General features: G+C 73.6%; 20 protein-coding genes. 7 read left to right on the forward strand and 13 right to left on the reverse strand.

The window, feature by feature from the left end; all coding sequences use genetic code 11:
- Positions 1-30 precede the first annotated feature (30 nt).
- Positions 31-1,680 (forward strand): DUF4214 domain-containing protein, encoded by a 1,650-nt coding sequence (locus VGL20_15020; GenBank protein ID HEY2704993.1) that lies wholly within the window; start codon positions 31-33, stop codon positions 1,678-1,680.
- A 123-nt stretch (positions 1,681-1,803) separates the two neighbouring features.
- Here the strand turns inward: VGL20_15020 and VGL20_15025 are convergent, their stop codons facing one another.
- Genes VGL20_15025 through radA form a run of 7 tightly spaced genes read right to left on the reverse strand, consistent with a single transcriptional unit; the run spans position 1,804 to position 8,402 of the window.
- Positions 1,804-2,382: an NYN domain-containing protein gene (locus tag VGL20_15025; protein HEY2704994.1), complete on the reverse strand. Its 579-nt coding sequence runs from the start codon at positions 2,380-2,382 to the stop codon at positions 1,804-1,806.
- A gap of 6 nt (positions 2,383-2,388) precedes the next feature.
- Complete coding sequence (rlmB, locus tag VGL20_15030) at positions 2,389-3,123, reverse strand: 23S rRNA (guanosine(2251)-2'-O)-methyltransferase RlmB (protein ID HEY2704995.1); 735 nt, start codon at positions 3,121-3,123, stop codon at positions 2,389-2,391.
- An 18-nt stretch (positions 3,124-3,141) separates the two neighbouring features.
- Positions 3,142-4,551: a cysteine--tRNA ligase gene (gene cysS / locus VGL20_15035; protein ID HEY2704996.1), complete on the reverse strand. Its 1,410-nt coding sequence runs from the start codon at positions 4,549-4,551 to the stop codon at positions 3,142-3,144.
- Positions 4,552-4,557: 6 nt separating this feature from the next.
- Positions 4,558-5,034, reverse strand: a complete 477-nt coding sequence (gene ispF / locus VGL20_15040; GenBank protein HEY2704997.1) for a 2-C-methyl-D-erythritol 2,4-cyclodiphosphate synthase — start codon at positions 5,032-5,034, stop codon at positions 4,558-4,560.
- A gap of 1 nt (position 5,035) precedes the next feature.
- Positions 5,036-5,677 carry a 2-C-methyl-D-erythritol 4-phosphate cytidylyltransferase gene (locus VGL20_15045; protein HEY2704998.1) on the reverse strand — a complete coding sequence of 214 codons (642 nt, stop codon included), beginning with the start codon at positions 5,675-5,677 and terminating at the stop codon, positions 5,036-5,038.
- Between the two features lie 41 nt (positions 5,678-5,718).
- Positions 5,719-6,969: a PIN domain nuclease gene (locus VGL20_15050; protein HEY2704999.1), complete on the reverse strand. Its 1,251-nt coding sequence runs from the start codon at positions 6,967-6,969 to the stop codon at positions 5,719-5,721.
- Entirely contained in the window at positions 6,954-8,402 is a 1,449-nt protein-coding gene (gene radA / locus VGL20_15055) for a DNA repair protein RadA (protein HEY2705000.1), read from the reverse strand. Before radA ends, VGL20_15050 begins: the two co-directional genes overlap by 16 nt.
- Positions 8,403-8,603: 201 nt before the next feature.
- Here radA and VGL20_15060 point away from each other — a divergent pair, with 201 nt between their 5' ends.
- Positions 8,604-8,789, forward strand: a complete 186-nt coding sequence (locus VGL20_15060; GenBank protein ID HEY2705001.1) for a hypothetical protein — start codon at positions 8,604-8,606, stop codon at positions 8,787-8,789.
- Between the two features lie 22 nt (positions 8,790-8,811).
- Here VGL20_15060 and uvrB read toward each other — a convergent pair whose 3' ends face one another.
- Positions 8,812-10,872, reverse strand: a complete 2,061-nt coding sequence (gene uvrB, locus VGL20_15065) for an excinuclease ABC subunit UvrB (GenBank protein HEY2705002.1) — start codon at positions 10,870-10,872, stop codon at positions 8,812-8,814.
- A gap of 130 nt (positions 10,873-11,002) precedes the next feature.
- On the opposite strand from uvrB, the gene VGL20_15070 reads away from it, so the two are divergent.
- The 5 genes from VGL20_15070 to VGL20_15090 all read left to right on the forward strand — a co-directional run bounded on the left by VGL20_15070 (position 11,003) and on the right by VGL20_15090 (position 17,524).
- The gene (locus tag VGL20_15070) at positions 11,003-11,647 is read left to right on the forward strand and encodes a hypothetical protein (protein ID HEY2705003.1); all 645 of its coding nucleotides are present in this window, start codon (positions 11,003-11,005) and stop codon (positions 11,645-11,647) included.
- A gap of 91 nt (positions 11,648-11,738) precedes the next feature.
- Entirely contained in the window at positions 11,739-13,079 is a 1,341-nt protein-coding gene (locus tag VGL20_15075) for an ATP-binding protein (GenBank protein ID HEY2705004.1), read from the forward strand.
- A gap of 76 nt (positions 13,080-13,155) precedes the next feature.
- Positions 13,156-13,596, forward strand: a complete 441-nt coding sequence (locus VGL20_15080; protein ID HEY2705005.1) for a response regulator — start codon at positions 13,156-13,158, stop codon at positions 13,594-13,596.
- A gap of 20 nt (positions 13,597-13,616) precedes the next feature.
- Positions 13,617-15,311 (forward strand): EAL domain-containing protein, encoded by a 1,695-nt coding sequence (locus VGL20_15085; protein ID HEY2705006.1) that lies wholly within the window; start codon positions 13,617-13,619, stop codon positions 15,309-15,311.
- Positions 15,308-17,524, forward strand: a complete 2,217-nt coding sequence (locus VGL20_15090) for an ATP-binding protein (protein HEY2705007.1) — start codon at positions 15,308-15,310, stop codon at positions 17,522-17,524. Before VGL20_15085 ends, VGL20_15090 begins: the two co-directional genes overlap by 4 nt.
- Here the strand turns inward: VGL20_15090 and VGL20_15095 are convergent.
- The 5 genes from VGL20_15095 to VGL20_15115 all read right to left on the reverse strand — a co-directional run.
- Entirely contained in the window at positions 17,521-17,940 is a 420-nt protein-coding gene (locus tag VGL20_15095) for a hypothetical protein (GenBank protein HEY2705008.1), read from the reverse strand. The genes VGL20_15090 and VGL20_15095 overlap by 4 nt on opposite strands.
- A complete protein-coding gene (gene asnB / locus VGL20_15100) occupies positions 17,937-19,841 on the reverse strand; it encodes an asparagine synthase (glutamine-hydrolyzing) (GenBank protein HEY2705009.1) in 1,905 nt (634 codons plus the stop codon). The genes VGL20_15095 and asnB overlap by 4 nt, the downstream gene beginning before the upstream one ends.
- A 110-nt stretch (positions 19,842-19,951) precedes the next feature.
- Positions 19,952-21,220, reverse strand: coding sequence for a glycosyltransferase family 4 protein (locus VGL20_15105; protein ID HEY2705010.1), 1,269 nt, complete (start codon positions 21,218-21,220; stop codon positions 19,952-19,954).
- Complete coding sequence (locus VGL20_15110) at positions 21,217-22,299, reverse strand: lysylphosphatidylglycerol synthase transmembrane domain-containing protein (protein HEY2705011.1); 1,083 nt, start codon at positions 22,297-22,299, stop codon at positions 21,217-21,219. The genes VGL20_15105 and VGL20_15110 overlap by 4 nt, the downstream gene beginning before the upstream one ends.
- A 2-nt stretch (positions 22,300-22,301) precedes the next feature.
- The coding region (locus VGL20_15115) for a hypothetical protein (GenBank protein ID HEY2705012.1) at positions 22,302-22,862 on the reverse strand (561 nt) is incomplete at its 5' end.

Raw genomic sequence — 22,862 nt, forward strand, 5'->3', positions numbered from 1 at the left:
GAGGCTGGCGAGTCTGAAAGGGGTTCGTCCATGAGGAGGACGAGCGGGGAGGGCAGCGACCGCGCACCGGTCGGGATCGAGGCCGGAGCCAGTGCCGGCCGGGGCATCCTCGGCGGGTGGGGCGGCCGGCTGACCATCTGCGCGTTCATGGTGAGCGCCGGCCTGGTGGCCGGGGTGACGCTGCACAGCTGGCAGCCGGAGTTCGCCCGCTCGCCCTACTACAGCCTGCCCTACAGTGCCGCGACCGCCCCTCCCGCCGGCGACTCCCGGCCGCTGCCCGACGCCGTGCCCGTGCCGCTCGCCCAGCCGCAGCCGCCCCCGGCACCGGCGCCCCCTCCGCCCACCGCCTCCGATTCCTCGCCGCCGGTGACCGGAAGCGTCGATCGCGGCGGCAGCGCCCATCGCGCCGGGCAGCCGGTGCAGCCGATGAACCGGCCGGCGCAGATCCTCGGGCTCACCCCCGGGTCGGTGGCCTTCGACCCCCAGCCGGTGGGCAGCTCGGCGGCGGCGCGCACCGTGACCGTGGCCAGCACCGGCAGCGCGCCGCTGCGGGTCAGGGGCGTGTCCCTCGCGGGCGGCAACGCCAGCGCCTTCGTGGTGGTCGCCGACAAGTGCTCGGGGGTCACCCTGGCGCCCGGCGCCTCGTGCCCGGTGTCGGTCAGCTTCGCCCCCGACGCCGACGGCAGCCGCAGCGCCACCCTGACCATCGACGGCGACGGCGCCGGCCCGGCCAGCAGCGCCCTGACCGGGGTGGCGACCGACGCCCCGATCACCGCCACCGGGCTGCCCGTCGACTGCGGGCAGACCACGGCCACCCGCTGTGCGGTGAACGCGATGTACCAGCAGCTGCTCGGCCGCCCCGTGGACGACCCGGCGCTGCAGGGCTACGCCGGCCAGCTCGACGCCGGGCAGACCACCCGGCAGAACGTGGCCGTGGCCGTCCAGAACAGCGACGAGTGGCGCACCCGCACCATCACCCTGCTCTTCAAGGCGCTGCTGGGACGGGCCCCCGACCCCGGCAGCCTCGGCTACTTCGTGCCCCAGCTGCGCTCCAACACCCTCGAGCAGGTCACCGCCAACATCGCCGCCTCGCAGGAGTACTACGCCCGCGCCGGCGGCAGCAACGACGGGTTCGTCTCCGCCCTCTACCACGACCTCCTGCACCACGCCGCCGATCCCACCGGGAAGGCCGGATGGATGGACCAGCTCAACCGCGGCGCCACCCGGGCCTCGGTGGCGGGGAGCATCCGCCGCTCCGCCGAGGCGCAGGGACTGGTCGTGCAGGCCGCCACCAAGCTGCTGCTCGGCCGCGCCGCGACCGGGCCCGAGCAGACCAACCTGGCCAACGCCATGGTCAACGGGCTCAGCTTCCAGGCGATGCAGGGCTCGCTGATCCAGACCGACGAGTACCTCGCGCAGGTGGCCCCGCTGGCGCTGACCGACGTCGCGGTGGCGAGCTTCATCGACGGCGATCCCAAGGGCACCGCCAGCCAGTTCACCGTCACCGTCGACTGGGGCGACGGCTCCCAGCCGAGCGCGGCGGTGGTGAAGAAGGGCAAAAGCGGCTTCACCGTGACCGGCTCCCACACCTACGCGGCGCACCGGTCCTGGACGGTCACCGTCCACATCGCCGACTCCGGCGGCTCGCAGGCGCAGACCACCAGCACCGTGGTGGTCTGAGCGCCCCACCCCCGCCCGCACAGGCGCCGCCGGCCGGCGGCCCGGCGGCCACCTCCGGAGACGCCCGTGCTGGGGAATGGGTGAATCGCCTGCATGCGTCCCCACCGAGGGGTCCGCGACCGTCTACTCGTCCATACGTTCGGGAGGCGGCGAAACCTCCGCGACCGGAGGGTCGGGCGGCAGCCCGCGGCGCATCCGCTCGAGGGCGGCGCGCACCCCGGGGTCGAGACGGTCCTCGAGGCGGCGGGCGAAGGCGGCCTGCTCGCGTCCCCGAGCGGCGTCGCGGCCGAGCTCGCTCAGCGCCCCCTTCACCTCGGTCTCCAGGCTCCGCGCGTCCATCGTCGCCACCCCCATGGCACGCACCATGTCGCGCTGGAGGCGGTCGGAGGTGGCCACCGTCACCTCGCCGGCGCGGCCCGCCTGCGCGGCCCTGTAGGCGAGCCGCTCGATGACGTGGTCGGCGCTCCCGGAGGCGCCGCCGAAGCGGATCGTCACCCCGTCGACCACCTCGGCGGGGCTGGCGACCGCCGCCCGGGGGCCGTCGAAGACCACGGTGACCCGCACCGCCCGCACCGCGCCGTACTCGGCGAGCGCGACCACCAGCAGCCGTCGCGACTCCTCGAGGCCGGAGCGCAGCAGCGCCGACTTCAGCTCGGGCCACGCGTGGATGACGTTGTAGCCGTCGACGATGAGCAGGCGCATCGCCGCTCATCCTGCCCCGAAGTCGCGCTGGCGTGCGGCCTCGTAGAGCAGGATGGCGCCGGCGGCGGCGGCGTTCAGCGACGCCACCCGGCCGAGCATCGGCAGCGACACCAGCGCGTCGCAGCGCCTGCGGGTGAGCGGCCGCAGCCCCTCCCCCTCGGCGCCGACCACCAGCGCCACCGGCGAGGTGTAGTCGAAGCGGTCGTAGCGCATGTCGGCGCCGGCGTCGAGGCCGACGCACCAGTAGCCGGCCTCGCGGAGCCGGGTGAGGGCGGAGGCGAGGTTGGTCACCACCGCGATGTCGAGGTGCTCGACCGCCCCCGCCGACGCCTTCGCCGCCGCCGGGGTGATTCCCGCCGCCCGGTCGCGAGTCAGCACCAGGCCGGACGCGCCGGCGGCGTCGCAGGAGCGGGCGAGGGCGCCGAGGTTCTGCGGGTCCTGGATGCCGTCGAGCACGAGCAGCAGGCCCGGGGCCCGCACCCGCCCGAGCAGCTCATCGAGGCTCAGCGGCGGCCGCGCGTGGAAGTAGCCGGCGATGCCCTGGTGGTGCTCGGTGTGGGCGATGTCGTCGAGGCGGCGGCGCGAGGTCTCCTCGACGGGGATGCCGCGCTCGGCGGCGCCCTCGAGGATCTCGCGCAGCCGCGGCTCGTTGCGCACTCCGGCGGCGAGCACCAGCTTGCGCGCCGGCCGCCCGGCGCGGAGCGCCTCGAGCACCGGGTTCTTGCCGTAGAGGATCTCCACCGCCGCTCCTCGAGGCGCCTACAGCCGCCGCCAGCGCTGTCCCTGCGGGGTGTCCTCGACTCCGACGCCGAGCGCGGCGAGCTGGTCGCGGAGCCCGTCGGACCGCGTCCAGTCGCGCTCGGCCCGGGCCTGGGCGCGGTCCTCGAGGAGGCCGCGCACCTCCGGGGTGAGCGCGGCCTCGCGCTCGCGATCGACCAGGGGGAGCACCCCGAGGATGTCGTCCACCCGCCCGACCAGGCCGAGCAGAGCGGTGCGGCCCGCAGCGTCGACCGCGCCGGCGTCGAGCATGGCGTTGGCGTCGCGGAGCGCGGTGAAGACCGCCCCCATCCCCTCGGGGAGGTTGAGGTCGTCGTCGAGCGCGGCGTCGAACTCGCGGACGGCGCGCTCGGCGAGGAGCACCGCGGGCCCGCCCTCACCCCGGCGCGGCGGCAGCGCGAGCAACCGGTCGCGGAAGGTGGCGAAGCGCTCCACCGCCTCGCTGCTCCCGTGCAGGGATTCGGCGGTGTAGTTCAGCTGCCTGCGGTAGTGGGCGGTGGCGCCGAGCAGGTAGCGCACCGCCGACGGCCGTGCCCCCTGCTCGATCAGGTCGCGGACGGTGTGGAAGTTGCCCAGCGACTTGGACATCTTCTCGCCCTCGACGCGGAGGTGCTCGTTGTGGCACCAGAGCCGCACGAAGGGCACGCCGGTCGCCGCCTCCGACTGGGCGATCTCGTTCTCGTGATGGGGGAAGATGTTGTCGACGCCGCCGCAGTGGATGTCGAAGCTCTCGCCGAGCAACGACATGCTCATCGCCGAGCATTCGATGTGCCAGCCGGGGCGGCCCCGTCCCAGCCGGGTCTCCCAGCCGATCTCGTCGGGGCCGACGTTCTTCCAGAGGGCGAAGTCGCGCACGTCCTCCTTGCCGTACTCGTCGGCGTCGACGCGGCCGCTGGCGCCGGCCACCAGCCCCTCGGCGCGCAGCCCGCTCAGCCGCCCGTAGCTCGGGAAGGCGGCGATCGAGAAGTAGATGCCGCCGTCGCTTCGGTAGGTGGCGCCGCGCTCGTCGAGGCGCTCGATCAGCTCCACCATCTGCTCCACGTACTCGGTGGCCCGCGGGTAGTGGTGAGCGCGGCGGATGCCGAGGCCGTCGAGGTCATCGTAGAAGGCCCGGATCCAGGGCTCGGTCTCCTCGTCGAGGGAGCTGCCGTGGGCGACGGCGTTGCGGATGATCTTGTCCTCGACGTCGGTGAGGTTCATCACGTGGGTGACCCGGGGGAAGCGCTGCTCGAGCACCCGGCGGAGCACGTCCTCGAAGAGGTAGGCGCGGAAGTTGCCGATGTGGGCCCGGGCGTAGACGGTCGGTCCGCAGGTGTAGAGGCGGACGTGGCCCTCCTCGAGGGGCTCGACCGGCTTCAGGTCACGGGTCATGGTGTCGTGGAGGCGGAGCACGGCGGGTCAGCTTATCCGCGTGAGCAGCACCACCGCGCTCGCGGCGATGCCCTCGCCGCGCCCGGTGAAGCCCATGCCGTCGGTGCTGGTCGCCGAGACCGCCACCGCGGAGGGCTCGACCCCGAGGGCGGCGGCGATCGCCCCGGTCATCGCGGCGGTGTGCGGGGAGAGCCGCGGCGCCTGCGCGACGGCGACGACCTGGGCCGAGCTCACCGCGAACCCGGCGTCGCGCGCCAGCGCCGCGACCTGGCGGAGCAGCTCGACCCCGGAGGCGCCCCGCCAGCGCTCGTCCGAGGAGGGGAAGTGGCGGCCGAGGTCACCGAGGCCGGCGGCGCCGAGGACGGCGTCGCAGAGGGCGTGGCTGACCGCGTCGCCGTCCGAGTGACCCTCGAGCCCGGCGTCGTGGGGCACCTCGACGCCGCCGAGCATCAGCGGCCGCCCGGGCACCAGCCGGTGGGCGTCGATGCCGTGGCCGATGCGCACCTCAGCCGTCCTCCCCGAGGAGGGCGGCGCGGAGCACGGCGAGGTCGGCGGGCCGGGTCACCTTCAGGTTGCGGGGGTCGCCCTCGACCACCGCCACCACCTCCCCGAGGTGCTCGACCAGGGCGCAGTCGTCGTCGGCGACCACGCCGTCGCGCAGCGCCACCGCGTGGGCCCGGCGGAGCAGGGCCGCGTCGAACGCCTGGGGGGTCTGCACCGCCACCAGCTCGGCGCGGTCGAGGGTCGCCGCCACCACCGCGAGCTCGCCGTCGCGGCGCACCCGCTTCACCGAGTCGACGACCGGGATCGCCGCGGTCGCCGCCCCGTGGCGACGGGCGGCGTCGACGACGGCGAAGAAGAGCGCCATCGGGCAGAGCGGCCGCACCGCGTCGTGGACGCAGATCAGCGGCGCGTCGCCGGCGACCTCAAGGCCGGCGCGCACCGAGTCCTGCCGGCGCCCACCGCCCTCGACGAGGCGGAGGTCGTCGATGCCGACGGCGGCGGCGAGGTCGCGCACCCTCCTCCAGGCCACCTCGGGCACCACCACGACCACGCTGTCGAAGATGCCGGGGGCGGCCACCGCCGCCAGGGTGCGGCCCAGCAGGGGGATGCCGCCGGCGTCGAGCCAGATCTTGTCGAGTCCCATGCGTGTCCCCCGTCCGCCGGCGGGGAGGATCGCCGCGACGCTCAGCGCTCGGCGACCCGGGGGGAACGGGTGGCGCGGGGCGAGCGGCGGGGCGGGTCGGCAGCCGCCGTGTCGCCCACGGTGGCGAAGATCATCCGTCCCGACGGCGTCTGGAGCACGCTGGTGACGGTCGCCCGCACCGCCGCCTCGAGGTGGCCGCGGCCGCCCTCCACCACCACCATGGTGCCGTCGTCGAGGTAGCCCACGCCCTGGTTGAGCTCGCGGCCCTCCTTGACGATCATCACCTCCATCATCTCGCCGGCGGCGAGGATGGGGCGCATCGCCAGCGCGAGGTCGTTCAGGTTCAGCACCCGGACGCCCTCGATGCGGGCCACGGTGGTGAGGTTGTGGTCGGTGGTCATCAGCGAGGCCTCGAGCGCCCTGGCCAGCCGCACCAGCCGGGCGTCGACCTCGGGGGTGCCGGGGAAGTCGCGGTCGATGACCTCGCAGAGCACGTCGGTGGAGGCGCGCAGGCCCTCGACCACCCTCAGCCCGCGGCGACCCTTGGCGCGGCGCACCGGGTCGCCGGAGTCGGCGATGCGCTGCAGCTCCTCGAGGACGAAGCCGGGGACGAGCAGCCGGGCGGGGAGGAAGCCGGCCTGGGCGAGGTCGGTGATGCGGCCGTCGATGAGCACGCTGGTGTCGACCAGCGTCGGTGCCCCGGCGAGGGGCGCGGGGGCGTCGACCGCCGCGGCGGTGGCCGTGGCGATCGTGGCGGTGGCGGGCCCGCCCGGGGGCGCTGGCTGGGGGCGCCGCCTGAACCAGTCGACGAGGTCGTCGCTGCGACGCATGCCGGTGCGCACGCCGACGTAGACGAGCACCGCGGCGACGCCGGCGGAGATCACCAGGCCGAGGCCGCCGGGGAGGGCGCCGAGGATGGCGGCGATGAGCGCCGAGACCGCGAGCGCCACCAGCAGCCCGATGACGCCGCCGGCGAGCTCGCCCGCCGACACGGTGTCGACGGTGCGCTCCAGCCAGAGGAACGGCTCGACGCTGAGCAGCGGCCCGGCGACGAAGCCCGAGACCAGGCCGACGGCGCCGGAGCCGAGCAGCGCGGCGAGGGCCAACGCGAACTGCCGGTGGAACAGGCCGTTGGAGTTGGTGATCACGTAGGCGGCGTAGAGCACGCCGATGACGAGGCCGGCGAGAGCGCCGAGCAGACGTGCGATGCGACGCGCGCGACGGAGCGATCCGGAGTGATGGCTGCCCATCTCGTGGCGATTGAACCACAGCGCTGTCACGATTTCGGCCACGGGTCGGTCGCAGTCCTCCTCGAGTTCGGGCGCGCCATCCCCGGCCACGGCCCCGCCGCCTCGTCGAGCAGGGCGAGCGCCTCGCCGAGGTGGGCCACCGGGATGCACCGCATCCCCGCGGGCACCGCGCAGCCCGCCTGGGAGCCGGGGACGATCGCGGTGCGCAGACCCAGCTGACGCGCCTCCTGGAGCCGCTGCTCGAGGCGCCGGACCCGCCGCACCTCGCCGCCGAGGCCCAGCTCGCCGATCACCACCGAGCTCGGCGGCGGGCAGAGCTCACGCGCCGAGGCGGCGACGGCGAGGGCGACCGCCAGGTCGGCCGCGGGCTCGGCGAGGCGCACCCCGCCGACGGCGTTGACGAAGACGTCGGCCTGGCCGAGCATGATCCGAGCCCGCTTCTCGAGCACGGCGGCGAGAAGGTGCAGACGGCCGAGGTCGAAGCCCGACGCGCTGTGACGGGGGATCCCGAAGCGGGTCGGCGCCACCAGCGCCTGCACCTCGACGGCGAGCGGACGCGAGCCCTCGCAGGCGACGGTGAGCACGTTGCCGGGCACCCCCAGGGTGGTCTCGTCGAGGAACGCCCGCCCGGGGGCGTCCTCCTCGCGCATCCCGGTGGCGTCGAGGACGAAGATCCCGAGCTCGTCGGTGGCGCCGAAACGGTTCTTCACCCCGCGAAGCAGGCGGTGGTCGCCGTGGCGCTCGCCCTCGAGGTAGAGGACCACGTCGACCATGTGCTCGAGGGTGCGCGGGCCGGCGATCGCACCGTCCTTGGTGACGTGGCCGATCAGCAGGATCGGGACCCCGGTCTGCTTGGCGCAGAGCAGCAGCCGGTGGACCGCGCCGCGGACCTGGGCGATGCTCCCCGGGGTGCCCGGCTGCCCGGGGTCGTGGAGGGTCTGGACCGAGTCGACCACGGCGAGCGGCGGCCGCAGCGACTCGACGGTGGCGAGCACCGCGTCGAGGTCGGTCTCGGCGATTACGGCCACCTCGCGCCCGTCGCAGCCGAGGCGGTCGGCGCGCATCGCCACCTGGGCCGCCGACTCCTCCCCGGCGCAGTAGAGGGCGGGGCGGACCTCGCTGCCGCAGCGGCCGGCCAGCTGCAGCGCCAGGGTGGACTTGCCGATCCCCGGGTCGCCGCCGAGCAGCACCAGGCCGCCGGGCACGAACCCGCCGCCGAGGACCCGGTCGCACTCGCCGATGCCGGTGGCCAGCCAGACCAGCGAACCGGCCGGGACGTCACCGACCAGGGTCGCCTCGGCGGCCGCGGCCCCCGGCTGCGACCGGGCCGCGGGGCGCGCCTCGCGCTCCTCGACCAGGGTGTTCCACTCGCCGCAGGTGGGGCAGCGCCCCTGCCACTTCGGCGCCACCGCCCCGCACTCGGCGCAGACCAGGCGGACGCGGGCGGGGCGGGCGGCGGGCGACGGGGCGGGCATTGGGGGAGCGTAGCGAACATCCGTGCGTAACGTCAAGGTGGTTTTGCGAGCGCACACAAGATGTCACGGGAAAGTTCGGGTCTGTGACCCCGCGGTAAAGCGGCCGCGCGTCCGCTACCTGTACAGTGCACCTACCGGTGCGCTCATCGGCCCCGGGGCTCATGCGGCGGGCCCACGACCGCCCTCGGTGAGGTGTTCAACATGGCCATCAACTTCCCCTGCACCAGATGCGGGGGCTTCCACGCGGTCAACGAGTGCTCCACCGAGGCGGCCCTCACCTACCTCGGCGGGATGCTCACGCTGCCCGGCTTCACCAACAAGGCGTCGGAGACCGAGGACGAGCAGATCCGCCGCTACCTCGGCCGCCGCGAGCAGCAGCGCCCCTGATCCGGTGACCCGGTAGCGACCCTCAGCCCTGCCGGCGTCGCGGGCGCGTCCGGGTGCTGCGGCCTCCCGAGCCCCTGCTCGTGGCCGCCGGGGCGAGGCCCTCGACCGGGCCGTCGTCGATGCGGCGGCGGAGGTCGACGAGCCGGTCGCGCAGCTCGGCGGCCTGCTCGAACTCCAGGTCGCGGGCGGCGCGCTTCATCTCCCGCTCGACGTCGCGCGCCAGCCGCAGCAGCTCGTCGGGGGGCAGCCCGGCCGACTCCTGGAAGGCCGCGGCGCGGGTCGCCTGGTCCTCGCGCGACCGCTCCAGCTGGTACACGGCCTTGACGATGGTCTGCGGAGTGATGCCGTGCTCGAGGTTGTGGGCGACCTGGATGGTGCGGCGCCGGTCGGTCTCGTCGAGGGCCTGGCGCATCGCGTCCGACATCCGGTCGGCGTACATGATCACCTGGCCGTTGACGTTGCGCGCGGCGCGGCCGATGGTCTGGATCAGCGAGCGGTAGCCGCGGAGGTATCCCTCCTTGTCGGCGTCGAGGATGCCGATAAACGACACCTCGGGGAGGTCGAGGCCCTCGCGGAGCAGGTTGATGCCGACGAGCACGTCGAAGACCCCGAGGCGGAGGTCGCGGATGATCTCCACCCGCTCGAGGGTGTCGATGTCGCTGTGCAGGTAGCGCACCTTCACCCCGGTCTCGCGCAGGTAGTCGGTCAGGTCCTCGGCCATCTTCTTGGTGAGGGTGGTGACCAGGCTGCGCTCGCCGCGCTCGGTGTGGCGCCGGATCTCGGTGAGCAGGTCGTCGATCTGCCCCTCGCTGGGACGCACCTCGACCGTCGGGTCGATCAGCCCGGTCGGCCGGATGATCTGCTCGACGGTCCTCTCCGACCGCTGCATCTCGTAGGGGCCCGGGGTGGCGCTGACGTACAGCAGCTGGCCGACCATCCCGTCCCACTCCTGGAAGGTGAGCGGGCGGTTGTCGAGCGCGGAGGGAAGCCGGAACCCGTACTCGACCAGGGGGATCTTCCGCGAGCGGTCGCCGCCGTACATGCCGCCGATCTGGGGCACGGCGACGTGGGACTCGTCGACGATCACCAGCGCGTCGTCGGGGAGGAAGTCGAGCAGGCAGTGGGGCCGCTCGCCCTCGCCCCGGCCGCTGAGGTGGCGGCTGTAGTTCTCGACACCGGCGCAGCTGCCGGTCTCGCGGAGCATCTCCAGGTCGAAGTTGGTGCGCTGGCGCAGCCGCTGCGCCTCCAGCAGCCGGCCGCGGGCCTCCAGCTCGCCGCTCCGCTCCTCCAGCTCGGCCTCGATCCGCCGCACCGCACGCTCGAGCTTGTCGCGCGGGGTGACGTAGTGGGTGGCGGGGAACACGGTGAGCTCGTCGCGCACCCGCAGGATCTCGCCGGTGAGCGGGTCGAGGTCGCGGATCGCCTCCACCTCGTCGCCGAAGAACTCGATGCGGGTGGCCACCTGCTCGTACGACGGCTGGATGTCGACGACGTCGCCGCGCACCCGGAAGCGGGAGCGGCCGAAGTCGAGATCGTTGCGCACGTACTGCAGGTCGGTGAGCTTGCGCAGCACGATGTCGCGGCGGATGGTGTCGCCGACCTTCACGCTCAGCGACTCGCCGAGGTAGTTCTCGGGTGAGCCGATGCCGTAGATGCAGGAGATCGACGCGACCACGATGACGTCACGCCGGGTGAGCAGCGCGCGGGTGGCGCTGTTGCGCAGCCGGTCGATCTCGTCGTTGCGCGACGAGTCCTTCTCGATGTACGTGTCGGTGCGCGCGATGTACGCCTCGGGCTGGTAGTAGTCGTAGTACGAGACGAAGTACTCGACCGCGTTGCGCGGGAAGAACTCGCGGAACTCCGCCCAGAGCTGGGCCGCCAGCGTCTTGTTGGGCGAGAGCACCAGCGTCGGCCGCTGCAGCTGCTGGATGACGTGCGCACAGGTGAACGTCTTGCCGGAGCCGGTGACGCCGAGCAGAACCTGCTCTCGGAGCCCCGCGGAGACGCCCTCGGCGAGCCCGGCCAGCGCCGCCGGCTGGTCGCCCGCGGGTTGGTAGGCGGAGACGAGCTCGAACCGTGGCATCAGCGTCCAGTCTACCCACGACCGGCCGCGCCGAGACCTCCCCCCGGGAGGTCGGAACCCTCGGGGACGCCCCGGCGTTGTCCCGACCGTGGCGGGCGGCGCAGCCCGCCCCGTGGGGGAGACCAGGACCATGCACCGCATCCCGACCCGTCCGTGGGCGTCCGCCGCCCTGCTCGCCGTCACCCTCGCCACCGGCTGCGGATCGCCCCCGGCGGCCGCCGGCTCCGCCGCCCCGGCGAGCGGCACCGCCGCCCCGGCGGCGGCCACCTCGGCGGCGGCCGGCGCGGTCGCGACCAGCACCACCGCGCCCACGCCGGTCCCCACCGCGGCCCCGCTGCCGTGCAGCAGCGCGCCGGTCGAGCGGACCGTCGCCGGGGCCTCGGGCACCGCCCGGGTCCTCGACGTCGCCGCCGCCTCCCACGAGAGCGCCGGCTACGACCGCTTCGTGATCCGGCTGAGCGGCGCCCCCAGCTCGTACCGGGTGGTCACCCAGGGCACCCCCGACTTCTTCGAGGACGCCAGCGGCCGCCCGGTCACCCTCGAGGGCACCGCCGGGGTGCGGGTCAGCCTCCAGGGCGTCGCCGGCGCCCCCGCCTACGCCGGCCCCACCGACCTCCACCCGGGGCTCGCCCAGCTCCGCGAGGCGCGCCAGACCGGGGCGTTCGAGGGGGTGGTCAGCTGGGGCCTCGGCCTCGCCGGCGCGGGCTGCATCCGGGTCCTGCCCCCGACCGCCGCCGCCCCCACCCAGCTGGTCGTCGACATCTCCACCCGGTAGGAGCCGGGAGTCGTCCATCCGCCGTCGCCATCCGGAGACGGTCCCATCACGGCGGCGCCGGGGCGCGGGGCGGTGCGGCACCCTTTCGGCGATGAGCGTCCTCTCCCCTGCCCCGCCGCGCCCGGCCGCCCCCAACTTCCCCTCCCGGCCCGGGTCGTGGGACGAGCTCGGCGTCCCCCAGAACCTGGTCTCCGACATCGTCCTCAAGATGCTCTACTTCAACGGGACGCTCCAGGGCCGGGAGATCGCCCAGCGCGTCTGCGTGCCCTGGCCCTTCGTCAGCGAGGTGCTCAAGGGCCTCTCCGACCAGGGCTGCGTGCAGTCGACCGGGTTCAAGCAGGGGATCGCCGGGGTGCAGCTGCTCCCCGACGAGGACATCGGGGCGGCGATGACCTACATGATCGCCACCTCCGGGCGTGCCCGGGCCCGCGACCTCTGCGAGATCAGCCAGTACATCGGCCCGGTCCCGGTTCCGTTCGAGACCTACGCCGAGGTCGCCCAGCAGGACTCGCTCCGCGAGCACCAGGTGAGCCTCGAGCAGCTCCAGGCCGCGCTCGGCCATCTCACCCTCGCCGACGACACCCTGCTCACCCTCGGCCCGGCGGTCAACGAGCGCCACACGCTGTTCATCTACGGCGCCCCCGGCAACGGCAAGACCTCGATCGCCGAGGCGCTCTGCCGGCTGATGGGGCCGCCGATCTTCGTGCCCCACGCCCTCCACGTGCACGGCCAGGTGATCCGCTTCTTCGACCCGGTGCACCACCTCCCCCACCCCGCCGACCTCCCCGAGCACGACCGCCGCTGGGTGCTGGTGGAGCGTCCCGCCGTCATCGTCGGCGGCGAGCTCACCCCGGAGATGCTCGACCTCGCCTTCGACCGCAGCCTCGGCTACTACGAGGCGAGCACCCAGCTGAAGGCGAACGGCGGCATCTTCCTGGTCGACGACTTCGGCCGGCAGGCGGCGCTCTCGCCGCAGAACTTCTTCAACCGGCTCATCGTCCCGCTGGAGAAGGGCTACGACCACCTCACCCTGGCCCGCGCCGGGACCAGCATCACCGCGCCGTTCGTCTGCATGCTGGTCCTCTCCAGCAACCTCGAGCCCACCCAGCTGGTCGACGAGGCGTTCCTGCGCCGGCTCCACTTCAAGGTGGCGATCCCGGGCCCGACCGAGGCCGCCTACCGCGCCATCTGGCGGCGGGCCTGCGCGGCCGCGGGGGTCGAGTACAACGACACCGCGATCGACCACCTGCTCCACCAGTGGTACCTGCGCCACGACCCGCAGCGGCCGTTCCGCGGGGTCCACCCCCGGGACATCCTCAAGCACGTCACCCAGGCGGCACGGTTCCGCGGGCGCGAGGTGCGGCTCGACCGCGACCTCGTCGACGCCGCCTGCTCCGCCTACTTCCTGATGAGCGGCGCCGAGGAGGGCTAGGTTCCAGCCCGCGGCTTCACGAACCTTCACAGATCATGATGACGCGTTCGGCGGAGCCCGCCTAGAGTGCAGCCGCATGAGCACCATCGCACGTGAGGTCAACATCCTCCTGGTCGAGGACAACCCCGGCGACGTCCGGCTCACGATCGAGGCGCTGCGGGACGGAAGGATCGCCAACCAGTTGCACGTCGCCCACGACGGCGAGGATGCGATGGACTTCGCGCGGCAGCAGGGGCGCCACACCGGCGCTCCCCGGCCGGATCTCATCCTGCTCGATCTGAACCTCCCCAAGAAGGACGGTCGCGAGGTGCTCGAGGAGCTGAAGAGCGACCCCGATCTCCACCGGATCCCCGTGATCGTGCTCACCACGTCCTCCGCCGAGCAGGACGTGCTGCGCTCGTACGACCTCCATGCCAACTGCTTCATCAGCAAGCCGATCGGCTACGACGATTTCATCACGGCCGTCCGCAGCATCGAGAACTTCTGGCTGAAGCTGGTCCAGCTCCCGCCAGGATGAGCGACGCCGCCGAGAACAGAGTGGGCGCTCGCATCCTCCTGATCGAGGACAACGTGGGTGATGCCCGGCTGGTCGCGCTGATGCTGGGCGAGGGTGGGGACACCCCCTTCGAGCTGCAGCACGTCGACCACCTCGACGCCGCCTGGGACTGTCTCCCCGGGGCAGGCTGCGTGCTCGTCGACCTGAGCCTTCCCGACGCCGACGGTCTCGAGGCGGTGGAGCGGCTGCAGCTGCTGGCGCCGGAGCTGCCGATCATCGTGCTCACCGGGCGCGACGACCTCGGCCTCGCCATCGAGGCGCTGCAGAAGGGCGCCCAGGACTATCTCATCAAGGGTCGGGTCGACGGCCAGCTGCTCAACCGGGCCCTCCGCTACGCCATCGAACGCAAGCGGGCGGAGATCGCCCTCGCCCACCAGGCCCTGCACGACCCGCTCACCGGGCTGCCCAACCGCGCGCTGTTCGTGGACCGCCTCGAACAGGCGCTGGTGCGCAACCTGCGCCGGTCGTCGACCATCGCCGTGCTCTTCGTCGACCTGGATCGGTTCAAGGTCGTGAACGACAGCCTGGGCCACGCCGCCGGCGACCGGGTGCTCTCCGTGCTCGGCGAGCGGCTGTGCTCGGTGCTCCGCCCCGGCGACACCGTGGCCCGCTTCGGGGGCGACGAGTTCACCGTCCTCTGCACCGACCTCGAGGACGAGAAGGAGGCCTTCGCCATCGCCGAGCGGATCACCGCGGTGCTGGCGACGCCCTTCGACCTCGAGGGGGCTGCGGTGGTGCTGACGGCGAGCATCGGCATCGCGCTGGCGACCGCCGACCACCCGGACGCGCACACCCTGATCCGCAACGCCGACGCCGCCATGTACCGGGCCAAGGAGCACGGCCGGGCGCGCTGGCTCCTCTTCGACGAGGCCATCCACCGGCGCGCCGTCGAGCGGCTGGAGACCGAGGTCGCGCTGCGCCGCTCGCTCGAGGCCGGCGACTTCCGCCTCCACTACCAGCCCATCGTCGACGCCGACGGCGGCCTTGCCGGGTTCGAGGCGCTGGTCCGCTGGCAGCACCCGAGCCGGGGCCTGGTGGCACCCGCGGACTTCATCCCGCTGGCGGAGGAGACCGGTCTCATCGAGCGGCTCGGCGCCTGGGTGATCACCGAGGCCTGCCGGCAGGCGCGCCGCTGGCAGGGGATGAGGCCCGGCGGTCACCCGCTGCTGATGTCGGTGAACGTCTCCGCACGGCAGCTCCGCACCCTGTCGATGGGTGAGCTGGTGGTCGACGCGCTGCGCTCCGGCGGGCTGCCACCGCAGGACCTCTGCCTGGAGATCACCGAGAGCGCGCTGATCGAGGATGTCGACGCCACCATGGAGGCGCTCGAGGCGCTCCATGCGGTGGGGGTGCGTCTCGCCGTCGACGACTTCGGCACCGGGTACACGACGCTCAAGAACCTCAAGCGCTTTCCCATCGACATCATCAAGGTCGACGCGTCCTTCGTCGCCGGGCTCGGCCGGGATCGCGGCGACGCCGCCATCACCATGGCCGTCATCCGCCTCGCCCACGCGCTGGGCATGGTCACCGTCGCCGAGGGGGTGGAGACCGAGCAGCAGCTCGATCTGCTGCGCACCCTGGGCTGCGACATGGTTCAGGGCTACCACCTCGGCCGCCCGCTCCCCGCCGACGAGGCGATGGCGCGGTGGCGGGTACCGGCGGGGGTGGGACGATGACCCGGACCGTCGACGTCATCTCCTGGGTCAGCGCCGGCGGCTACGTCCTGATGACCGTGCTCACCGTGGCCTCGTGGGCGCGGCAGCGGACGATGCAGCGTGCCCTGCTCGCGATCGCCATCGGTCTGCTGGGCATGCTCAGCGTGGTCGGACGCGTGCAGGCCGTCACCGGCCACCGGTCGCTGCTGCTCGCCCACCTCACCATCCCCGCCTTCCTCGCCTCCGGGTACGCGCTCGCGCTCTTCCGGCACAGCGTGATGCGCACGTCGCGGGTGGGGCTCGCGGCGCTCTTCGCCGCCCTGGTGGCGGTGAGCGCCGGATCGGTGGCGGTGCGGCTTCCCAGCGGCCTCGTGCCCGCGCCCACGGCGACGCAGTGGACCCTGGTGTGGGGCATGGTGCTGCTCTGGAGCGGCTGCGTGGTCGAGCCGGCGACGCGGTTCTGGCTCGCCTCCGCCGGCCGTCCGACGCTGCAGCGCGCCCGGCTGCGGGCGCTGAGCGCGGGCTACGGCTCCATCGTGGTGCTCCTGGTCGCCGCCCTGGGGGTCGGCATCGTCGCCGGACCCCGTCTCGCCCTCGACGAGCGCTACCAGCTGGTGGTCTCGATCCTGGGCGCGGCCACCGTCCCGCTCCTGTACGTCGGCTTCGCCCCGCCCCGCTGGCTGCGCCGGCTCTGGCGCGACCGGGAGGAGTCGGCGCTGCGCCGGGCCACCGCCGAGCTGCTCCTCGAGAGCGATGCCGGACGGCTCGCCGACCGCTCCCTGGACTGGGCGCTGCGACTGGTGGGGGCCGACCGTGGTCTGATCCTCGGACCCGGCCGGCAGCTGCTCGCCGCCCGCGACATCGACCCCTCCATCGCCGGGGAGCTGATCACCCTCGACCCCGGCCGCGGTGCCCACCTGGTCAGGGTCGGCCCGGCCGCCGGCGGCGTCGCCCTGGTCGCGCCGCTGCCGCTCGACGGCGAGCCGGGGTTGATCGTCGTGGTCCCCGGCGCCTTCACCCCGGTGTTCGGCGGCGACGAGGTGACCCGGCTGGGCGAGTACGCCGTCTCGGTGGCATCGGCGCTGGAGCGCGCCCGGCTGGTCGAGGCGCTGGCAGCGCAGACCCGGCGGCACGAGAGCATCCTCTCCGCGATGAGCGACCTCGGCGAGGGGTTCGTGATGACCCGCGCCGGACGGATCGTCTACGCGAACGAGGCCTTCTGCGGCCTCACCGGCCACTCCCTGGACGAGCTGCTCCTGCTCCCCGCCGTCACCGCGCTGGTCGCGCCCGAGAAGCGCGCGACCGAGCTCGACGGCCAGGTGCTGCCAGATCACCTCCCGACCGCCCTGCTCACCCGGGACGGCCGGCGCGTGGAGGTCGAGGTGGCCGGGAGGCTCCTGGACACCGATCCGTGGGAGCCGTCCATCGCCATCTGCCGCGATATCACCCAGCGACGCCGCGACGAGCAGGAGCTGGCCCGCCGCTCCCGCGAGCTGGAGCGGTCCAACGCCGCCCTCGAGGAGTTCGCCTACATCGCCTCGCACGACCTGCAGGAGCCCCTGCGCATGGTGGCGAGCTACCTCGAGCTGCTCGAGCGCCGCCACGGGGAGCGGCTGAACGACGAGGCGGAGGAGTTCCTCGGTTTCGCCGTGGACGGGGCGAGGCGGATGCAGGCGCTGATCAACGACCTCCTCCTCTACTCGCGGGCGGGTGGCCAGGCGGCTCTCGTGCCCACCGACTGTGGCGCCGTCGTCGCCACCGTGCTGGCCACCCTGCGCCCCAGCATCGAGGACGCCGGGGCCCGGGTCGTGGTCGAGCCGCTGCCCACCGTCGAGGGCGACCGGACTCAGCTCGCCCAGGTCTTCCAGAACCTGATCGCCAACGCCATCAAGTTCCGGGGCGCGCAGCCGCCCCAGATCGTGATCGGCGCCGAGCGCCGCGGTGAGGAGTGGCGGTTCAGCGTGCGCGACAACGGCATCGGGATCGAGCGACGCCATGCCGAGCGCATCTTCATGGTCTTCAAGCGCCTGCACCCGCAGGCCGAGTACCCGGGAACGGGCATCGGCCTGGCGATCTGCCGCCGGGTGGTGGATCGACACGGCGGCCGCATCTGGGTCGAGCCGGCACCCGGGGGCGGGTCGGTGTTCCGGTTCACCCTTCCGGCGGCGGTCGCCACCCCAACCCGGACCGAGGCGATGCTCGCGGGATACCCGGCCGGCGCCGAGGAGGTCTAACCCCCGCTGTAGGCGGTCGCGGTCACGCTGCCGCCGTCGTGGAGTGTCGGCGGCGGTCCCACCACCACCTGCGCCCCGGAGGAGAGCCCCGACAGCACCGTCACCGTGGTCGAGCCCGCCGCGGGGGGCGACACCGTCACCGGCTGGCGGAGCGCGCGCCCGCGCACGACCACGAACACCACCGGCCTGTTGATGTCGGGGTCGATGACCACCGCGCCGAGCGGCAGCAGCTCGCCGCCGCCGGCCACGTCTTTCGCCGGCGCCACCTGGACGGCGATGTCGCCGCGCCCGTGCAGCCCGGCGAGCACGCCCGCGAGCAGGCCGACGATCACGGCGCACACCAGCGCCACGGTGGCCTGCTCCGACCGGACCCGCCAGCCACCCCTCACGCCGGTGCGCGGTGGGGCACCGGTCATGCGGCTCCTTCGGCGAGCGCGCCGGAGTTCGAGCTGCGCTCGCGCCAGCGCTGCAGCACCACCAGGGTCCAGAGGACGTGGGCGTGGTTGAAGCGGCCGGAGACGTGCTCGTCCATCAGGCGGGTGCACTCACGGGTGTCGAACCACTCCGACGCCGAGCCCGAGGTGAGCAGGTCGCGCATCATCGGCTGGAGCTCGCCGCGAAGCCAGTGCTTCATCGGCATCGAGAAGCCCTCCTTCGGCCGGGTGAGGATCTCCGCCGGTACCAGCGGGCGGATGGCGTGGCGCAGCACCCGCTTGCGCAGGCCACCGTGGAGGTGCATCGACGCGGGCATGCGGGCGGCGAACTCGGCCACCTCGTAGTCGAGGAACGGGCTGCGCGCCTCCAGCGCCACCGCCATCGAGGCCCGGTCGACCTTGGCGAGGATGTCGTCGGGGAGCCAGAGCTTGATGTCCACCCACTGGCGGCGGGAGAGCGGCTCGACGGCGCGCGCGGCCTCGAGCAGCGAGCGTCCCAGCCGCTCCGGCGCACCGGTCTCGGCGAGCGGCGACAGCGGCCCGCGGTAGAGGCGCAGCTTCTCGCCGGCGTGGGCGTGGATCAGCCAGGCGAGGTGCTCCAGCCCGGCGCCGCTCTGCACCCCCTCGCTGAAGCGCTTCATCTTGTTGACCAGCCCCTTCTTCTTGCTGGTCGGGGGCACCCGGCGCAGCGCCGAGTCGACCGCCCAGCGCAGCGGGCCGGGGATCCGCTGGTAGCGGTCGGCGAGCGCCGCGGCCCGGTACCAGTCGTAGCCGCCGAAGACCTCGTCGCCGCCGTCGCCGCTGATCACCACGGTGACGTGGCGCCGAGCCATCCGCGACACCGCGTACGTGGGGATGAGGCTGACGTCGGCGAGGGGCTCGTCGAGGGCGCGCTCGAGGGCCTCGAGGGCGAGCGCGGGGCTGGCGGCGACGATCTCCTCGTGGTGCTCGGCGCCGGCGCGCTGGGCCACGATGCGGGCGAACTCCACCTCGTTGTACGAGGCGTCGTCGAAGCCGATCGAGAAGGTCTTGGGGGTGTGGCCGAGGTCGGCCATCAGGCCCACCACCGCGCTGGAGTCGACGCCTCCGCTGAGCAGCGCGCCCAGGGGGGCGTCGGAGATCATCCTCAGCTCGGTGGCCCGGCGCAGCCGCGCCCGGCACTCCTCGGCCCAGTCGTCGAGCGAGCGCACCGGGGCGGTGTGCCCGGTGAACTCCAGCTCCCACCAGCGGCGCACCGTGACCACGCCGTCGCGCCACTGCAGCCAGGTGCCCGGCTCCAGCTTGCGGACGTTGCGCCACATCGTCCAGGGGGCGGGGACGTGCTCGTAGCTGATGTAGAGGTCGACGGCCTCGTGGTCGATCTCCCGCGGCATCCGCGACCAGCGCTCGAGGGCGCGGAGCTCGCTGGCGAAGACCAGGCACTCGGAGTCGGCGTAGTAGTACATCGGCTTGACCCCGAGGCGGTCGCGCACCAGGGTCATGGTCCGGGTCGACGGATCCCAGTGGCCGAAGGCGAACATGCCGTTGAAGCGGCTCAGCGCGCCCTCCAGCCCCCACTGGCGGAGGGCGAGGAGCACCACCTCGGTGTCGCAGCGGGTGTGGGTCTCGACCCCGTGGCTGGCGAGCTCGGCGGCGATCTCCTGGAAGTTGTAGATCTCGCCGTTGAAGGTGATCCAGGTGTTCCCGGGGCCCTGCATCGGCTGGTGGCCGGCGGGGCTCAGGTCGAGGATGGCGAGGCGGCGCTGGGCGAGGCCGAAGCCGTCGTCGACGTGCTGACCCTCGTCGTCCGGCCCCCGATGGGCGAGGGCGTCGTTCATCGCGCGCAGGTCGACGGGCCCGACACGGCGCGGGTCGAGGGTCGCGTAGCCGGTGATGCCGCACATTCAGGGTGTCTCCTGGCCGCCCGCCGCCACACGGCCTCCGTCGGGCCGCGGGGCCACGCCGGCCCTCCGGTGAGTCAACGGAGCAGGCGCGCGGTTCTTGCTGTGCACCCTCACGCGACGTGGGCGTCGAGGTCGTTCCCGCCGCCGGGAACCGCCGCGGGCTCGAGGCGGCGGACCGCCGCGTCCAGGGTGCGCTGGTCGGGATACGGGGCGCCCAGCTTGACATAGGCGCGGGCGGTGCCCTCGACGAAGGCGCGGATGCTGAAGTGCCGCTCGCCCCGCTCGCGCGCGCCGGTGCCCAGCCGCGCCGCCAGCGCCGGGTCGGCGAGGACCGCGTCGATGCCCGCCGCCAGCGAGGCCGCGTCGGGCTCGACCAGCAGCGCCGAGAGGTCGTCGAGGACCTGGGTGTGGCTCTCGATGCGGGTGGCGACGATGGGCACGCCGCTGTGCATGTACGAGTAGATCTTCAGCGGGGTGTTGCTGCCGCTGGAGCGCGGCGAGACCAGCACGTCGGCCGCGGCCATGCAGGTGGTCATCTCCTGCGGCGGGCGCATGCCGGTGAGCAGCACCCGGTCGCCGAGGCCGAGGCCGTCGGCCTGGGCACGCAGGTCGGCGACCTGGTCGGGACGCCCGCCCACCACCACCAGGCGCGGCCGGCGGCCGGCGGGGGTGGGGCGCACGTGGCTCATCGCCTCGATCAGCAGGGGCATGCCCTGGTAGGGCTCGAGGGTGCCGGTGTAGAGCACCACCGGCTCCCCGTCCGGGGCCCACCCGGCGCGCATCCCGGCGGCCAGGGCGTGGTTGGGACGGGGCTCGACGGGGACGTTGTAGACGATCTCCGCGTCGGTGCCGGGGACGTGCTTCTCGGCCTCGCGGGCGAGCGAGGGGAACACCACGATGACCGAGCGGGCGCTGCCGAGCATCTTCCGCTCCAGCCACTCGAAGGTGCGGACCACCGGGTGGCGCTCGCCGAGCCCGTAGTTGGTCAGCACCACGCCGAGGCCGTTGTGCATGTCGTAGAGGTGGGGGATGCCGAGCAGGCGGCTGAACCACCAGCCGAAGACCCCGGCCTCCTCGTGGGTGTGGACCACGTCGTAGCTCCTCCGCCCCCGGAGCACCCGGGCGGTGGCGCGGGCGAGCACCGCCGCGTCGAGCGGCAGCTTGGCCGCCGAGGGGCCGATCTTCACCGAGCGGATCCCGGGGATGCGCGGAGCGCGCAGCCAGCGGACGCCGTCGATGGCGATGTCCTCGCCGAGGGGATAGGTGACCAGGTCCACGGTGTGGCCGAGGGCCGCGAGCGCCCGGCAGCGGTTGACGACGCTGATCGGCGTGCCCCGCGGGGAGAACACCGGCTGGGGAGCGATCATCAGGATGTTCACGAGGCGATCCTCTGGCTGATGCGCCCCCCCGGCGCCTCGGTGGGCTCGTCGGTGATCTCGGTCTCGGGGGCCGCGACCGCTGCGGGGGCCGAGGCGGCGCGGGCGGCGGCGGAGGCCTCGTCGTGCCGCTTGTCGGTCAGCCAGAAGACGACGCCGATGCCTGCCCAGAGCAGGCTCTGGGCGGCCAGCAGGAAGCCCACGGCGGTGCCGGTGCTCGCCGCCAGACGGGTCGCCCCCGGCCCCGAGCCGAAGAGCGGTGCCAGCCAGCGGCTGAACCCGCTCTCGCGGATCCCGTAGCCGTTGACGGAGATCGGGAGCATGGTGAGCGCGTTGATGGTGGTGACCACGATGGCGGCGTAGGCGAGGCTGATCCCCAGGCCGACGGCGTGCATGAAGGCCCACTGGTTGAGCACCGAGAGCCCCCAGAAGCCGGTGCCGCGGACGCTGGCGAGCACCAGCTCGGCGCGGCGGCCGCGGAACGCGTCGAGCGCCCCCAGCAGCTTGGCGAGCACGCGCCCGGCGCGGCCCCGCTGGAGCATCGGCCGGACCGCGAGGTGGCCGAGCAGCGGGGTCATGCAGAGGGCGAGACCGGCGCCGCCGGCGAGCAGGCCGCCCACCGCCACGAGGCGGATCTCGGAGGCGTGCGGGTCTCCCAGGGTCAGGAGGACGCCGAGACCCATGAGCACCATCATCCCGGGGAAGTTGCAGAGCCGCTGCAGCACCACCGTGGAGGCCGCCGGCACCCGCTCCTCGGGGGTCTCGGCCATCATCATCGCCCGGGCGACGTCGCCGCCGATCGAGCTCGGCAGGACGCTGTTGAAGGTGTTCCCGACGAAGACCAGGCGGAGGCACCGCCACCAGGTGCGGTGCAGCCCGTGGGCCTCGAGCAGCGCGTGCCACTGGGTCGCCTGGACGCAGGTGGCGGCGAAGCCGAGGGCGATCGCCGCCGCCAGCCAGCCGAGGCTGGCGTGGGCGAGGGTGTCGGCGATGTTGCCCAGGCCCGCCTTGTGCACCACGTACCCGAGCAGCCCTGCGGAGACGGCCAGCTTGGCCGCCGTTGTGAGCTTCCCCCGGAGCATGGTCAGGCGGGTCCGGGACCGAGCCGGTCGGCCATGGTCCACCGCGGCCGGCCGGGCAGGTCGCGCGCCGGCAGGTCGTCGTCGTCGACGTCGGGGGTCACCTGGCTCGGGCCCTGGCCCGCGAGCGCGGCCACCGGGTCGGAGCTCAGGTCACCGTCCAGCTCGATGCCGGCGGTGCGACGGATCACGTACGGGGGCCGCTGCCCCACCTCGTGGTAGATGCGGGTGAGCAGCTCGCCGAGCAGTCCCATGGAGAAGAACTGTACGCCGAGGATGACCAGGAGCACGCTGAGGATCATCAGCGGCCGCTCCGCCAGGCCGACCCCGGCCACCGCCTTCTCGATGAGCAGGCCGGCGAGCGAGCAGAAGCCGAGCAGGAAGCTGATCAGCCCGAGCACTCCGAAGAACTGCATCGGCCGCGCCAGGTACTTCAGCAGGAACTTGACGGTCAGCAGGTCGAGGATCACCCGCACGGTGCGCGAGATCCCGTACTTGCTGGTGCCGCGGGTGCGGGGGCGGTGGTTGACCGGGATCTCCACCACCCGGGCGCCGACCAGGCCGGC

This window comes from Candidatus Dormiibacterota bacterium, from assembly GCA_036495095.1.
Taxonomy (GTDB): Bacteria; Chloroflexota; Dormibacteria; order Aeolococcales; family Aeolococcaceae; genus CF-96.